General features: G+C 46.0%; 15 protein-coding genes. 12 read left to right on the forward strand and 3 right to left on the reverse strand.

Features of this window, described 5'->3' with window-relative positions; all coding sequences use genetic code 11:
* Positions 1-359: 359 nt before the first annotated feature.
* Positions 360-1,226, reverse strand: a complete 867-nt coding sequence (locus BT105_RS00410) for an AraC family transcriptional regulator (RefSeq protein ID WP_072298910.1) — start codon at positions 1,224-1,226, stop codon at positions 360-362.
* Positions 1,227-1,450: 224 nt separating this feature from the next.
* Here BT105_RS00410 and BT105_RS00415 point away from each other — a divergent pair, with 224 nt between their 5' ends.
* The 12 genes from BT105_RS00415 (at position 1,451) to upp (ending at position 13,803) form a co-directional block, all read left to right on the forward strand.
* A complete protein-coding gene (locus BT105_RS00415) occupies positions 1,451-2,341 on the forward strand; it encodes a hypothetical protein (RefSeq protein WP_072298911.1) in 891 nt (296 codons plus the stop codon).
* Between the two features lie 20 nt (positions 2,342-2,361).
* Positions 2,362-4,440: a glycoside hydrolase family 3 C-terminal domain-containing protein gene (locus tag BT105_RS00420; protein WP_072298912.1), complete on the forward strand. Its 2,079-nt coding sequence runs from the start codon at positions 2,362-2,364 to the stop codon at positions 4,438-4,440.
* A 15-nt stretch (positions 4,441-4,455) separates the two neighbouring features.
* Positions 4,456-5,769, forward strand: a complete 1,314-nt coding sequence (gene xylA, locus BT105_RS00425) for a xylose isomerase (protein WP_177243898.1) — start codon at positions 4,456-4,458, stop codon at positions 5,767-5,769.
* Between the two features lie 55 nt (positions 5,770-5,824).
* Positions 5,825-7,279 carry an extracellular solute-binding protein gene (locus BT105_RS00430; RefSeq protein ID WP_072298914.1) on the forward strand — a complete coding sequence of 485 codons (1,455 nt, stop codon included), beginning with the start codon at positions 5,825-5,827 and terminating at the stop codon, positions 7,277-7,279.
* Between the two features lie 309 nt (positions 7,280-7,588).
* On the forward strand, positions 7,589-8,341 hold the full coding sequence (locus tag BT105_RS00435) for a carbohydrate ABC transporter permease (protein ID WP_242839966.1): 753 nt from the start codon (positions 7,589-7,591) through the stop codon (positions 8,339-8,341).
* Positions 8,329-9,183 carry a carbohydrate ABC transporter permease gene (locus BT105_RS00440; RefSeq protein WP_072298915.1) on the forward strand — a complete coding sequence of 285 codons (855 nt, stop codon included), beginning with the start codon at positions 8,329-8,331 and terminating at the stop codon, positions 9,181-9,183. The genes BT105_RS00435 and BT105_RS00440 overlap by 13 nt, the downstream gene beginning before the upstream one ends.
* Positions 9,184-9,348: 165 nt before the next feature.
* Positions 9,349-11,022, forward strand: a complete 1,674-nt coding sequence (locus BT105_RS00445) for a formate--tetrahydrofolate ligase (RefSeq protein WP_072298916.1) — start codon at positions 9,349-9,351, stop codon at positions 11,020-11,022.
* Between the two features lie 15 nt (positions 11,023-11,037).
* Positions 11,038-11,478, forward strand: coding sequence for a tRNA (adenosine(37)-N6)-threonylcarbamoyltransferase complex ATPase subunit type 1 TsaE (gene tsaE / locus BT105_RS00450; protein WP_028514443.1), 441 nt, complete (start codon positions 11,038-11,040; stop codon positions 11,476-11,478).
* Positions 11,459-12,145: a tRNA (adenosine(37)-N6)-threonylcarbamoyltransferase complex dimerization subunit type 1 TsaB gene (gene tsaB / locus BT105_RS00455; RefSeq protein WP_072298917.1), complete on the forward strand. Its 687-nt coding sequence runs from the start codon at positions 11,459-11,461 to the stop codon at positions 12,143-12,145. Before tsaE ends, tsaB begins: the two co-directional genes overlap by 20 nt.
* Before the next feature lie 16 nt (positions 12,146-12,161).
* A complete protein-coding gene (rpiB, locus tag BT105_RS00460; protein ID WP_072298918.1) occupies positions 12,162-12,596 on the forward strand; it encodes a ribose 5-phosphate isomerase B in 435 nt (144 codons plus the stop codon).
* Positions 12,596-13,171 carry a GNAT family N-acetyltransferase gene (locus BT105_RS00465; protein ID WP_072298919.1) on the forward strand — a complete coding sequence of 192 codons (576 nt, stop codon included), beginning with the start codon at positions 12,596-12,598 and terminating at the stop codon, positions 13,169-13,171. Before rpiB ends, BT105_RS00465 begins: the two co-directional genes overlap by 1 nt.
* A gap of 2 nt (positions 13,172-13,173) precedes the next feature.
* Complete coding sequence (gene upp / locus BT105_RS00470) at positions 13,174-13,803, forward strand: uracil phosphoribosyltransferase (RefSeq protein WP_072298920.1); 630 nt, start codon at positions 13,174-13,176, stop codon at positions 13,801-13,803.
* Between the two features lie 100 nt (positions 13,804-13,903).
* On the opposite strand, the gene BT105_RS00475 is transcribed toward upp, so the two are convergent.
* Entirely contained in the window at positions 13,904-14,638 is a 735-nt protein-coding gene (locus tag BT105_RS00475) for a GIY-YIG nuclease family protein (RefSeq protein ID WP_072298921.1), read from the reverse strand.
* Positions 14,639-14,825: 187 nt separating this feature from the next.
* Complete coding sequence (locus tag BT105_RS00480; protein ID WP_072298922.1) at positions 14,826-15,650, reverse strand: Mrp/NBP35 family ATP-binding protein; 825 nt, start codon at positions 15,648-15,650, stop codon at positions 14,826-14,828.
* Positions 15,651-15,877 lie beyond the last annotated feature (227 nt).

The following is a 15,877-nucleotide window of genomic DNA, read 5'->3' on the forward strand; positions in this document are numbered from 1 at the left end:
ATCCATAGTTATAACAAAGGCGGTACTTTTTAGTACCGCCTTTGTGCGTTTATGAAAAAGCTGCGGTAAATAACCATGATACTCATATAGAAGTTTTATAATTATTATTGAGAGAACCCCTTTTGAAAAAGGGGCTTCTCTCAAACTCTCTCCCTAAAACTTTCGTTTTGTTTTTTCACAGATAGGGCGCATCTGCATTTTTGCAGGTCTTTTTTTATTTAAGAAGCGCCCTATCTGCGAAAAAACCAGATAAAAGTCTTTGGAAAGGGGAATGGGGGAGAACCTTTCCTCAGAAAGGTTTCCCCCATAATTAACTGTAAGCTTCTATATAAGTGTTGCGGTTATACCGCAGCGATTTTTTATTGTTCGTCTGATATTTTGTACAGCGTTTTGAATTCTGTAGGAGTGCAGTTCTTAGCCTTTTTGAACGCACGGTTAAAAGTGGTCAGACTTGAGAAGCCTGCACGCATAGCGACTTCCGTAACTGACAGGGCAGGATCAATGAGAAGCCTTTCTGCCGCCTTTATGCGCTTTCCGTTTATATACTGTATGTATGAAACGTTGTTGTACTTCTTGAAGATACGTGAGAAGTGATATTTGCTGTAGCCTGCGATATCTGCGATCTTTTCCAGAGGGATCTCAAACATATAGTTCTGATTGATGTACTTCATTACCATATTGAACTTCTTGGAGTCCTCGCGGCCTGCCATTTCGCCTGAGAATGCGTCGGCAGCCTGAGTAAGCTGAAATTCGCGTACAGCAGTTATCATATTTATAAGGCAGAGATAAATTTTTACATCTGCAAGAGTCGATTTTGAGTAGTACTCGGAATAGATGTCCAGTATGCTCTTTCGTGAGAGGATATAGAGCTCCTTGCTGACATTCGGCGTTATGTAGAATGCTTCCGAGAAAACGGGAAGCAGAGCCTCAAGCGCAGGAATATCGCTTATAATGCTGTTGTCACACTGGAAAATGATTCGTCTGCCTTCCTGTGCGGGCATAGAGTGGAGTTCGCCGGGCGGTATGATAATGATCTCTTTTTCATTAAGGTGGTAATCTGTGCCGCCGACGGTAACTGTGAATCCGTTATGCAGAGGTATTATCACTTCCACAGCATTGTGCCAGTGAGTCGGATATTCCTCTATCTCATCGTTATCATAGAGCATTACAAAGCGTTGATTTTCGTATTCAACGGTCTCATATTCGCCCGATAGATTTTTAATCATGATTAGCCTCCTTAGTCAAAAATTGTTGTGAATTTTATGTCAAACTTCGCGTTTTTACCTTGGAACTGGATATATTATACACTATTACGATAGTATTTGTAAAGTGAATTTGAATAATTTGTGCAATGTTCGCATTTTTTGAATATCAAGTAGCAATTTTTGATTAGTATAAATTGCCGAAGTGTAATATAATATCGTTAGAGCAAACGAAAGGTGATGTATGAATGTCTGTAAAATGCTATGAGACCGAATATGAGAATTTCGGGAAATGTCAATGCCTCGACAACGGCAGGATAAAGCTTATCGCTACTACCGATGTTGGACCGAGGATCGTTTTTTTTGGCTTTGTTGACGGCAGAAACGTTCTGTTTGAGGATATTGACAGGAATTTCTACGAGATGAACAACGGCTACGGAGTGTGGTACGCTTACGGCGGACACCGTATCTGGTGTGCTCCCGAGGAAATGCCCGAAACTTATCTTCCTGACAACTCAAAGGTCGAGGCGTTTTTTGACAAAGGTACACTTACACTCAGACCTGCAAGAACAAAATTTGATAAGCAGTTTGAGATACTTATCACTATGGGCGATGATGATAAAGTTATTATCGACAACAGGATAACAAATTGCTCTGATAAGTCATCAAGATTCGCTCCGTGGTCCGTTACTGGACTTGCGGCAGGCGGTACGGAGGTCATTCCTCTTTGCACAGATGACAACGGATTTCTTCCCAACAGAACAATGGCTCTGTGGAGCTATTCCGATATAAATGACAAGAGATTCACTCTCACTGACAAATACGCCCTGCTGAGACAGGACGCCAAGGCGGAAAAGCCTTTCAAAACAGGCTTCAATGTTACGGGAAAAGAAATAATCTATGTAAACGGCAGGAATGTCCTCAAGGTTAGATTCGACGGATATACCCCTGCGGAATATCCTGATTTCTGCTGTAACTTTGAAACATATACAAACAGTCTTTTCCTTGAATGCGAGATACTGGGCGAGCTTAAGACGTATAAGCCCGGCGAGACCGCTTCGCTCAAGGAAACATGGGAGCTAAGTTCTACAGATAAGACTCCCGAAAATGTCATAGATGAGTTTGTAAGCAAAATATAACAGAGAAAGGTAAATGCCTAATGGAGAAGTATTTAAACGAAGCATTATCTGCACTTGAGAGAGCCGAAGACCTTACGGACAGGCTTTCAGTGGAGGAACAGGCAGAACAGCTCAAATATGACGCTCCTAAGGTCGACAGACTTGGGATACCCGCTTACAATTGGTGGAGCGAGGGACTGCACGGCGTTGCAAGAGCTGGTACAGCTACAATGTTCCCGCAGACAATAGGTATGGCAGCAATGTTTGACGAAGAGGCTGTGCATAAGGCAGGAGAGATAACTTCTGTTGAAGCAAGAGCTAAATATAATGAGTATTCCGCTCACGGTGACCGCGACATCTACAAGGGACTTACCCTTTGGTCACCTAACGTAAATATATTCCGCGATCCGAGATGGGGAAGAGGTCAGGAGACCTACGGTGAGGATCCGTTCCTTACTTCCAGACTCGGAGTTGCTTATGCCAAGGGACTTCAGGGCGACGGCAAGGTCCTCAGAACAGCTGCCTGCGCCAAGCATTTCGCAGTTCACAGCGGTCCCGAGGCTACAAGACATGAGTTTGACGCAAAGTCCAGTATGAAGGACATGACCGAGACCTATACCGCAGCTTTCGAGGCTCTCGTAAAAGAGGCTAAGGTTGAGAGCGTCATGGGTGCTTACAACCGTGTAAACGGCGAGCCTGCCTGCGCAAGCAAGTTCCTCATGAAGAAGCTTGAGGAATGGGGCTTTGACGGTCACTTTGTTTCAGACTGCTGGGCACTGAGAGATTTCCACACCAATCACGGTGTTACAAAGACCGCTCCCGAGTCCGCTGCGCTGGCTCTCAAGACAGGCTGCGACCTCAACTGCGGCAATACATATCTTCACCTTCTTATTGCATATAATGAAGGGCTCATCACTAAGGAGGATCTGAGAAACGCCTGCGTTAAGCTGATGAGAACAAGAATAAGGCTGGGTATGTTCGACAAGTCCACAGAGTATGACGGACTTGACTACGACATCGTAGCCTGCGACGAGCACAAGAAGTTCGCTCTCGAATGTTCTGAGAGAGCAATGGTGCTCCTTAAAAATAATGGTATCCTGCCGCTTGACGGCAAGAAATACAAGACTATCGGAGTTATCGGACCAAATGCCGACAGCGTTCCCGCACTTGAGGGCAACTACAACGGCAGAGCTGATGAATACATCACATTCCTTGACGGAATCCGTGAGGCATTCGACGGCAGAGTTCTTTTCTCCGAGGGAAGCCACCTCTACAAGGACAGATGTATGGCTCTCGCTCTCCCCGACGACAGACTCGCCGAGGCTGAGATAATCGCAGAGCATTCAGACATCGTTGTTCTCTGTGTAGGTCTCGACGCTACTATCGAGGGCGAAGAGGGCGACACAGGAAACGAGTTCTCGTCAGGCGACAAGAACGACCTGAGACTTCCCGAGTCACAGCGCAAGCTTGTAAAGACGGTAATGGCTAAAGGCAAGCCCGTTATCATAGTAACAGCAGCAGGCAGTGCGATAAACGTTGAAGCAGACTGCGACGCGCTTATCCAGGCTTGGTATCCCGGTCAGATGGGCGGAAGAGCTCTTGCAAACATACTCTTCGGCAAGACATCTCCTTCGGGCAAGCTCCCTGTTACATTCTATGAGGACGCTTCAAAGCTGCCCGATTTCTCGGATTACAGCATGAAGAACCGTACTTACAGATATTCCGAGGGCAATATACTTTATCCCTTCGGCTTCGGACTTACATATTCCGAGACAGAGTGCTCGGAGCTCACTTTTGAAAACGGCGTTGCTTCTGTAAAGATAACAAATACAGGCAGCCGCGCTACAGAAGATGTAGTCCAGTTCTATATTAAAGGTTATTCGGAGAACGCAGTTCCAAACCACAGCCTCTGCGGCTTCAAGAGAGTCGCACTTGACGCGGGCGAGAGCAAGGTCGTACAGATCACTCTTCCTGAAAGAGCTACAATGGCAGTCAACGAAAAGGGCGAGTGGGTAAAGGAAGGCAGTGAGTTCACCCTCTATGCAGGAACTTCGCAGCCCGACGAGCTCAGCCAGAAGCTGACAGGAAAGAAATGCACTACTCTGAAAATAAATGTATAATTATGGAGGAAAATAATGGAATTTTTCAAGAATATCGGCAAGATCGAGTATAAGGGAAAGGACAGCAAGGACGATTTCTCATTCAAGTACTACAATCCCGATGAAGTAATCAACGGCAAGAAGATGCGCGACCACCTCAAGTTTGCTCTCTCATGGTGGCACACAATGGGCGGCGACGGAACAGATATGTTCGGCTGCGGCACAACAGACAAGACATGGGGACAGGCTGATCCTGCTGCAAGAGCTAAGGCTAAGGTAGACGCAGCTAAGGAGATCATGGATAAGCTTTCCATCGACTACTACTGCTTCCACGACCGTGACCTCTCACCTGAGTACGGCAGCTTAAAGGAAACAAATGCTCAGCTCGATGTTGTTACAGATTACATGAAGTCTGTAATGGGCGACAAGAAGTGCCTCTGGGGTACAGCTAAGTGCTTCGATCACCCAAGATTCATGCACGGCGCAGGTACTTCACCTTCCGCAGACGTTTTCGCATTCTCAGCTGCACAGATCAAGAAGGCTCTCGAGTCTACTGTAAAGCTTGGCGGTAACGGCTATGTATTCTGGGGCGGACGTGAGGGTTATGAGACTCTCCTCAACACAAACATGGCTCTCGAGCAGGATAACATGGCTCGTCTCATGAAGATGGCTGTTGAGTACGGACGTTCGATCGGCTTCAACGGCGATTTCTACATCGAGCCAAAGCCAAAGGAGCCAACAAAGCACCAGTATGATTTCGATACAGCTACTGTTCTGGGCTTCCTCAGAAAGTACGGTCTTGATAAGGACTTCAAGATGAACATCGAGGCTAACCACGCTACACTTGCTCAGCACACATTCCAGCATGAGCTCCGTGTTGCAAGAGACAACGGTGTATTCGGTTCTATCGACGCTAACCAGGGCGATCCGCTCCTCGGCTGGGATACAGACCAGTTCCCGACCAACATCTACGACACAACAATGTGTATGTACGAGGTCATCAAGGCAGGCGGCTTCACAAACGGCGGTCTCAACTTTGACGCTAAGGCAAGAAGAGGCAGCTTCACTCCCGAGGATATCTTCCTCAGCTACATCGCAGGTATGGATGCATTCGCACTCGGCTTCAGAGCTGCTCTCAAGCTCGTTGAGGACGGACGTATCGACAAGTTCGTAGAGGACAGATACGCTTCATGGAAGACAGGTATCGGTGCTGACATCATTGCCGGCAAGGCAGATTTTGCTTCACTTGAAAAGTATGCTCTTGAAAAGGGTGAGGTTACAGCTTCACTCACAAGCGGCAGACAGGAAATGCTCGAGTCTATCGTTAACAACGTTCTTTTCAGTCTGTAATTTAAGCGGACTGCTAAGATAAATCAATTTATTCCAAAATTGGAGGTAAAGAAAAATGAAAAAGGCATTATCATTCATTTCGGCACTTGCACTTCTCGCAACAGCTACTGCTTGCGGCGGTACAAAGGATTCGTCCAAGCAGGGCACAGACGCTGGTACAAGCAATACTGAGTCCAAGAAGGATGACGGCGGAAAGTCCGGCGGCAAGCAGACTATCAATCTCTGGTCCTTCACAGACGAAGTTCCTAAGATGGTTGACAAGTACAAGTCACTTCACCCAGAGTTTGCAGACAAGTACGATGTTAAGGTAACTATCGTTCCTACAACAGACGGTGCTTATCAGCCTGCACTCGACAAGGCTCTCACAGGCGGCGGAGCAGATGCACCTGATATGTACTGTGCAGAGGCTGCATTCGTTCTCAAGTATACACAGGGCGAGATGTCAAGCTATGCAGCTCCTTACAAGGATCTCGGAATCGACGTTGACAACGAGATCAAGGCTGCTGATATCGCTCAGTACACAGTAGATATCGGTTCAAACAACGGCAACGTAGTAGGTCTTGGCTATCAGGCTACAGGCGGTGCTTTCATCTACAGACGTTCAGTTGCTAAGGCTGCTTTCGGTTCAGACGATCCTAAGGTAGTTGAGGAGAAGATCGGTGCTGGTTCAAACAGCTGGGATAAGTTCTTTGAGTGCGCTGAAGAGCTCAAGGGCAAGGGCTATGGTATCGTATCAGGCGACGGTGATATCTGGCATGCTGTTGAGAACAGCTCTGATACAGGCTGGGTTGTTGACGGCAAGCTCAATATAGATCCTAAGCGTGAGGCATTCCTCGATCTCTCCAAGAAGCTCAAGGACAACGGCTATCACAACGATACAGAGGACTGGCAGGATGCTTGGTTCGCTGATATGAAGGGTGAGGGCGCTAAGGAAGTTCTCGGTTTCTTCGGTCCTGCATGGCTCATCAACTATACACTTTCACAGAACTGCGGTTCTTGGAAGGAAACAGGCGAGAAGGATGCAGACGGTAATGCTATCAAGGAGCTTGATACATCTATCGGTACATACGGCGACTGGGCAGTTTGCCAGCCACCAATCGGCTTCTTCTGGGGCGGTACATGGGTACTTGCTAACAAGGATTCCAAGGTTAAGGAAGGCGTTGGAGAGATCATCGACTGGATCACTCTCAACTGCACTCAGGACGGCCTCCAGTATATGTGGGCTAACGGTACATTCGATCCTGCTAACCCAACTAAGGACTGCGTAGCTTCAGGTACAGTTCTCGCTATGTCCGACGGTAAGGTTGACTTCCTCGGCGGTCAGAATATGTTTGACGCATTTGTTGCAGGTAACAAGCTTGCAAACGGTAAGAACCTCACACCATACGATGAGACAATCAACCAGAAGTGGCGTGGACAGGTTCGTCAGTACACAGCAGGCAACAAGTCAAGAGAAGAAGCTTTAAAGGACTTCAAACAGGAAGTTGCTGACGAGCTCGATATTCACTAATTTTATGCATAACAGAGCTGTGCCGCTGAAAAAGCGGTACAGCCCTGTAAATAAAAAAGGAGGCTTAAGGCTTTGAAAACGAAGCTTAAAGGTATTAGCTATTCCAAATACGGATATCTATTCAGTATTCCTTTTGTTGTTGCATTTTTGATTTTTACGCTGTATCCTACTATTTATACAGCGATCCTCGGCTTTACAAATTGTAGAGGTGTTAATAACACAGAATTTCAATTTCTGGAGCATCCGTTAGAAAACTATAAACTTATATTACAGAATGATTCTTTCCGTGTATCTCTGAAGAACACAGTAATGATCTGGATAATGAACTTTATCCCTCAGATCACTATAGCTCTTCTTCTCACTGCGTGGTTCACATCACACAGCAACGAGATCAAGGGAAAAGGCTTCTTTAAAGTCGTTTTCTATATGCCGAACATTATTACTGCTGCAACAGTAGCGATCCTCTTCCATTCGCTTTTCAACTATCCTATCGGACCTGTAAACGATATCCTTACAAGTTCAGGTCTCAGAGATGAGTCTTATTACTTCTTCACAAGTAAAACAGCGTCTCGTCTTATAGTTGTATTTATCCAGTTCTGGACATGGTACGGAAATACCATGATAGTTCTTATATCAGGTGTTCTCGGTATCAGCCCTGACATTTACGAAGCGGCAGAGATCGACGGAGCAAATGGTGTTCAGACCTTCTTCCGTATTACAATACCTAACATAAAGACAGTTTTACTGTATACACTCGTAACAAGCCTTGTCGGCGGACTTAATATGTTCGATATCCCGTTCCTCTTCCTGAAGGGCGGTCCTGACAGAGCTACACTTACGACCAGTGTATTCATTTACAATCAGGCGTTCTCGGGAAGCTATCTGTACAACAGAGCTTCTGCCGCAAGTATGCTGATGTGGATCATTATAGCTGCACTCTCAGGTGTATTGTTCTTTATAATGCGAGATAAGGAACAGATACAGATGGATAAAGAGATCAAGAGAGCTAAAAAAGAGGCTAAAAGAGCGTCAAAGGGAGGAGTAAATCAATGGCAGTGGTAAATAAAAAGCCGGGTACATACGGCTTTAAGATCTTTGCATATGCATTTTGTATACTTCTCACTGTTCTGAGTATTTTTCCGTTTATTATAATGATCGTGAACTCCACGAGAAGTACAGGCGAGATACAGAGCCATGCGGTATCATTTATCCCTGGTATGAACTTCAAAACAAACTGGAGCATACTCACAAAGAGCGGTATGTTCAATCCGCTTCTTGGATTCAGAAACTCACTTATAGTTTCTGTAGGTTCCACAGCGTGCAATATCTATTTCTCAACAATGACAGCATTCGCACTCGTTGCGTATGACTGGAAACTCAGAAAACCGTTCTTTACTGTTATCATGGCAGTGCTTATGATCCCTGCTCAGGTAAGCAGTATCGGTTTCTACACATTCATGTATAAGATCCACTGGACAAATAGTTTCCTGCCTCTTATACTCCCTGCTATCGCTGCCCCGACTACTGTATTCTTTATGAGGCAGTACATGATACCGTCACTTCCTATGGAGATTCTCCAGTCTGCAAGAATCGACGGTGCAGGTGAATTCAGAATATTCAACCAGATCGTTCTCCCGATGATGAAGCCCGCTATGGCTACACAGGCTATCTTCTCCTTCGTAACCAGCTGGAACCAGCTGTTTATGCCTCAGATTCTTAACACAAATATGGATAAGTATACCATGCCACAGATGGTATCGCTTCTCGGCGGTGACGCTTACAAAACCGAGTACGGTTCAGTTTATCTGGGACTGTTACTTACCGTAATACCGATCCTTATTGCATACTTCCTGCTTTCTAAATATATCATCGCAGGTGTTGCACTGGGCGGTGTCAAGGGCTAAAGTGTTCTTAATGTTATCACATTTTTCTTTCTTAAATCATAGAGGGCTGCACTTTTATAGTGCAGCCTTCTTTGTTATTGTGGAAATATTCTTTCCAAACCTTGCATTTGTTCGCTGAAAGTGGTATAATAATATTATTATTACAATGTTTCGGAGGATATATTTATGTTATCTGATATTGAAATCGCTCAGAGCGCCGAAATGAAGCGTATTGACGAGATCGCAGCAGGTCTCGGCATCGACGAGGCTGATATCGAGCCCTATGGTCACTATAAGGCTAAGCTTTCTGAGGCACTCTACACAAAGCTGGCAGACAGAGAGGACGGCAAGCTCATTCTTGTCACAGCTATAAATCCCACTCCCGCAGGCGAGGGAAAGACCACTATAAGCGTTGGTCTTTCAGACGCTATGCGCAGGATAGGCAAAAAGACAGTTCTTGCTCTCCGTGAGCCTTCGCTCGGACCAGTTTTCGGCATGAAGGGCGGCGCAGCAGGCGGCGGCTATGCACAGGTAGTTCCTATGGAGGACATAAACCTCCACTTTACAGGCGATATGCACGCTATCACAGCTGCAAACAATCTTCTCTGCGCAATGATAGACAATCATCTCCAGCAGGGGAATACATTGCAGATAGATCAGCGCAGGATAATGTTCAAGCGCTGCATGGATATGAACGACAGAGCACTGAGAAATATTCTCATAGGTCTCGGCGGCAGAGCCAACGGCGTTCCCCGTGAGGACGGCTTCAATATCACGGTTGCTTCCGAAGTAATGGCTATACTCTGTCTGGCTTCAGACCTTGCTGACCTTAAGGAGCGTCTCGGCAATATCCTTGTTGCCTATAATCTCAGCGGCGAGCCTATATATGCAAGAGACCTTGGCTGCACAGGCGCTATGACAGCTCTTCTCAAGGACGCTCTCAAGCCAAACCTTGTACAGACTCTTGAGAATACTCCTGCATTTATCCACGGCGGACCTTTCGCAAATATCGCTCACGGCTGCAATTCACTGAGAGCTACAAAGCTTGCCCTCAAGCTGGGCGACTACGTAGTAACAGAGGCAGGCTTCGGTTCAGACCTTGGCGCTGAGAAGTTCCTCGACATCAAGTGCCGTATCGGCGGACTTGCGCCATCATGCGTAGTTCTTGTAGCTACTATCAAGGCTCTGAAATACAACGGCGGCGTTCAGAAGCAGGACCTCGGCAAGGAGAATATGTGGGCTCTTGAAAAGGGTATCGAGAACCTGAGAACTCACATCGAGAATATGCACAAGTATCACGTTCCTGTAGTTGTGGCTATAAACAGATTTGCTACTGATACGGACGAGGAAGTAAAGTTCGTTGAGAACTTCTGCTCCGAAATGGGAGTAGAGGTGTCCATGTGCGAGGTATTCGCAAAGGGCGGCGAGGGCGGCACTGACCTTGCAAATAAGGTCTGTGAGGCTATTGACCTCTGCGGCGACAACGAGTTCAAGCCCCTTTACGATACTCACGCTACTATAAAGGACAAGGTCGAGAAGATAGCTAAGGAGATATACCGCGCTGAGGGAGTTACCTTTACCGCTCAGGCTGAAAAGGCTATCAAGGAAATTGAGAATATCGGCTTCTGGGACCTTCCTATCTGTGTTGCAAAGACTCAGTATTCACTCTCGGATAACCCGAATCTTCTCGGAAAGCCAAAGAACTTCAAGATAACTGTCCGCGACGCCAAGCTTTCATCGGGCGCAGGCTTCGTAGTTATATACACAGGCGATATCCTTACAATGCCGGGACTTCCTAAGGCTCCTGCGGCTCTGAATATCGACTGCAACAGCGACGGCACTATTACAGGACTTTTCTGATAGGGCTGACAGAATATGAAGATAGTAACTCATTCTCCTCAGGAGACCATTGCCGCGGCTGAGAAGCTGGGCGGTCTGCTGAAAGCAGGAGACATGATAGCATATAAAGGCGGACTGGGTGCAGGGAAAACTACCTTTACCCGTGGTCTTGCCATTGGAATGGGGCTTGGGGACAGCGTTACCTCGCCCACATTCGCCCTTGTCAACGAGTACCGCGGCGAGCGCATAACGCTCTATCACTTTGATATGTACCGCATTGACTCCGAGGACGACCTTGAATCCACAGGCTTTTATGACTATCCCTTTGAGGACAACGTCGCGGCAGTGGAATGGTCTGAGAATATCGCGGAGTTTCTGCCAAAGGACACTATCTATGTGACCATAAACAGTCTCGGTGAGAACGACAGGGAAATAATTATTGAGGACGGTGGAAGATTTGCTGCTGCTTGGGATTGATACCTCGGGAAAGACCGCTTCCGCAGCGCTTTTTGATTCGGACAGCGAGCTGTTTTTGGCTCAGGCTACCGTTTATACCCAGAAAACACATTCACAGGTCATAATGCCTATGGTAAAAGACATTATGGCACAGGCAGGCAAGGAGCTCTCTGACCTTGGCGGTATTGCCGTTGCAAACGGTCCGGGCTCTTATACGGGACTTCGTATAGGAGTTGCCGCAGTAAAGGCGCTCAGCTTCGGGCTTGGTGTGAAATGCTGCGGAGTATCGACGCTTCTGGGACTTGCCTGCAACAACCTTGCCTACAAGGGGCATATATGCGCCATTATGAAGGCGAGGGGAGAGCTGGTCTACACCTGTACCTACAAGAGCGACGGCTACTGCGTTGAGCAGGTCACCGAGGAGCAGATAATCTCCCGTGACGAGCTTGCGGAGTACCTTGCTTTCAACGTCAAGGAGTGTATGCTCTGCGGCGACGGAGCTGCGGATTTCTATAATGCATACAGCTCGCCTGCGTTCATCATCGCCCCACCGCAGGGACGTTTGCAGAGCGCTGTGGGCGTGTGTCTTGCAGGAGTTTCAAGAAAGCTCTCTCAGCCCGAGGAGCTGGAGGTATCCTATCTCCAGAAGGTAAAGGCTGAAAAGGACTTAGAAAATAAAAACCAATAATTGGAGATGTTTAAAGATGATAGCTATAGGCTGTGACCACGCAGGCGTGGAAATGAAAAAGGCAGTAATTGAGTATCTGACAGAAAAGGGCTTCGAGCTCAAGGACCTCGGTACTAACGGAGAGCCCTGCGATTACCCTGTAATGGCAGAGAAGCTCTGCGGAGAGATAACTTCTGGCAATTGCGAAAAGGGCATACTTATCTGCGGAACAGGTATCGGTATGTCTATCGCTGCCAATAAGATAAAGGGTATCCGTGCAGCACTCTGCGCCGACAGCTTCTCTACTAAGTACACACGTCTGCACAATGACGCAAACGTAATGTGTATGGGCGCAAGAACTCTCGGTCCGGGACTTGCAAGCGAGCTTGCCGAGATATTCCTCACAACAGAGTTCGAGGGTGGACGTCATCAGAGAAGAGTTGACCTTATCACTGCTCTTGAAAACAAGTGATGAAGCATACGGGAACTGTTCCCTTTGAGACAGAACGGCTCGTCTGCCGCAGATTTGAAGCCTATGACTGGCGCGATATGCTGGAGAACTGGGCTTCACTTCCCGAGATACAGACCGAGTACGGCGAGCCTGTCTACACAGACGAAGCAAAGGTGAGGGGACTCCTTGACAGCTATATCAGGAGCTACGAAAAGCCCGACTTCTACCGCTGGGCGATAACAGAGCGTTCAAGCGGCAGGAATATCGGACAGATAGCCTTCTGCAAGGTCTGGGAGGAACAGCGTACTGCCGAGATAGAATACTGTATCGGCACTGAGTTCTGGGGAAATGGCTATGCAGGAGAAGCTCTTGCAGGTCTTATGGCTCACTGCTTCAGAACTATGGATTTTGACAAGCTTGAAGCCTATCACAGAGCCGAGAATACAAAGTCGGGACGAGTTCTCAAAAAATCCATGATGCATACAACTGATACAGTTCAGCGCTTCATACACGAGGGAGTTTCTCCCGAGGGCGAGGTATGCTACTGTATCGAAAAAGATGTATATATGAATATTATTAATGAAAGGAGCTGCTAACTATGGGAGAATTACACATCATTGACCACCCACTGGTTCAGCACAAAATTTCACTTTTAAGAGATAAGAACACAGGAACAAAGGAGTTCCGTGAGATTGTTTCCGAGATAGCAATGTTCATCTGCTATGAGGCTACAAGAGACCTCCCCCTGAAGGAGATAGAGCTTGAAACTCCTCTTGCTGTGGCAAAGACAAAGATAATCTCAGGCAGAAAGCTTGCGTTTATCCCGATACTCCGTGCAGGTCTCGGCATGGTAGATGGCGTTACAACTCTCGTTCCTGCCGCAAAGATAGGTCATATCGGACTTTTCCGCGATCCTGTTACAAAGGAGCCTGTGCAGTACTATTCAAAGGTGCCTGATGATATCAGCGAGCGTGATACTATCATTGTTGATCCTATGCTTGCAACAGGCAGATCGGCAGTAGCCGCTATCACAGAGATGAAGAAGCTTGGTTCTAAGCACATCAAGTTCATGTGTATCATATGCTCACCCGAGGGCGTTAAGGCTGTTCAGGAAGCTCACCCTGACGTTGATATCTACGCAGGTGTTATGGACGAAAAGCTCAACGAGGACAAGTACATCGTTCCGGGCGTCGGTGACGCAGGAGACCGTATCTTCGGTACTAAGTAAAAGCTGACTGTGAAGAATACGGAAACAGCGGTACTGCGGAAGTATGGCTGTTTCAGTGTTTAGTGATTAGAAATCAGAAAAGGGCGGATTATCCCGCCCTTTACTCATATTCGTCAAAACCTGCTTCTCTAATCTCGCTATTTATCCGAAATATTTCTGCCAAGTGTTCATCTATAGTCTGTTGAATCATTGTTTTATAGTTATTCCAGAAATCAAGTTCTTTACATGATGACTTTTTCAAAAAGTGAACACTAAGTTTTTTTCCTGTTTCATCCATGTGAGGAAAATCGCCAATCAATAAACTACGCCCGTCAGTAGAATGTAGAAGTTCAAAAATCCTCATATATATCTTTTTATTATCTTCTGTATAATCAACAGATAATTCAATATCATATGATCCATAAAATTGAGGCAGAAATGATTCAAGCCATTTCAAGTTTTCAATATGCTTTTTTCTCTCTTTTATCTTTTTTATTCGAGTTTCATATGCTTTTTGAGTTTTGAACACGGCTGCTTTTTTAGTTTTTTCCTTTTTTTCTATTTCATTAAGCTCTGACAATAAATGCCATTCTGGTTCCGGAATATCAACACCTATATTTCCGTCATACATTTTAGCGACATTAAGTTTAGGCTTATATTTATTAATGAAATACGACTCATAAAAATCTGTTTGAGCCGAATTTTCATATACCGTATAATAAATAATTGCTTTATCAAGGTATGGCTGAAATTTCATTTCTTTTGCATGACCATTCACCCTATTAAGAATTGAGTTATCTGACTTGCCTATGTAAATAATCTCGTTGTCATACACATACTTATAAATTCCAAACATACATCATTCTCCTTATCCCAAATCAAAAAACGACCTTAATTTTATTATACATACAAAATAGTAATAGGTCAAGTACAATAATCGGACAGCCAAAGGCAGCTCCTACAAAGCAAATGGGCGCACACTGTGCGCCCAAACTAAAACGGGACGCCGAAGACGGCGTCCCCTACAATATATCACTAAGAACTCAGAGCGCAGCGACCTTCTCGGCTGCTTCTGTGAGCCATTCACCCTCAAAGAGCTCTATTGTTCCCTGATCGCAGAGCTTTGCAAGCTGTGGATCAATAGGGAGCTTTGCAAGTACAGGGATATCGTACTGTGCAGCTATCTCCTCGATGTGGCTCTCGCCGTAGATGCTGTGGCGCTTGCCGCAGTCGGGACATTCAAAATAGCTCATATTCTCGATGATTCCAAGGATAGGGATATTCATCAGCTTAGCCATTTTTACAGCCTTTTCAACTATCATTGAAACAAGCTCCTGAGGTGAAGTTACGATAACGATACCGTCAACAGGGAGAGACTGGAAAACAGTCAGCGGAACGTCGCCTGTTCCCGGAGGCATATCAACTACGAGGCAGTCTATGTCCTTCCAGATAACGTCTGTCCAGAACTGCTTTACAACTCCTGCGATAACAGGACCTCTCCATACTACAGGATCGGACTCGTTTTCGAGAAGAAGATTTATCGACATGATATCAAGTCCCATTTTGGACTTTGCAGGGATAATGCCGAATTCGCAGGCGTCAGCCTTCTGGTGGATACCAAAAGCCTTTGGTATAGACGGACCTGTGATATCAGCGTCCATGATTCCCACATTCTTGCCAAGACGCTGCATTGAAACTGCAAGCAATGAAGATACGAGAGTCTTACCAACGCCGCCCTTACCGCTGACAACGCCGATGACCTTTCCGATATTGCTCATGGCATTGGGCTTTTCCAGTAAGCTCTGCGGCTCCTGTCTGCTGCCGCAGTCGCTTCCGCAGCTTGAGCAGTCGTGTGTACATTCGCTCATTAAAAAACACTCCTTATGATATAATACATTTATTATACCACATTATTCAGAAAATAGCAATAGCATATTGACAAATCTCTAACACAGTGATATAATATCAGTTGAGAGTTGAGAACTAAGAATTAAGAGCTAAGAACTAAGAAACATAGTTCTGAATAAGTCTCTTACATACTAATTCTTAGATCTTAGGTCTTAAATTATATCTTCGGGGCAGGGTGTAATTCCCT

Source organism: Ruminococcus flavefaciens, assembly GCF_900119075.1.
Taxonomy (GTDB): domain Bacteria; phylum Bacillota; class Clostridia; order Oscillospirales; family Ruminococcaceae; genus Ruminococcus; species Ruminococcus flavefaciens_Q.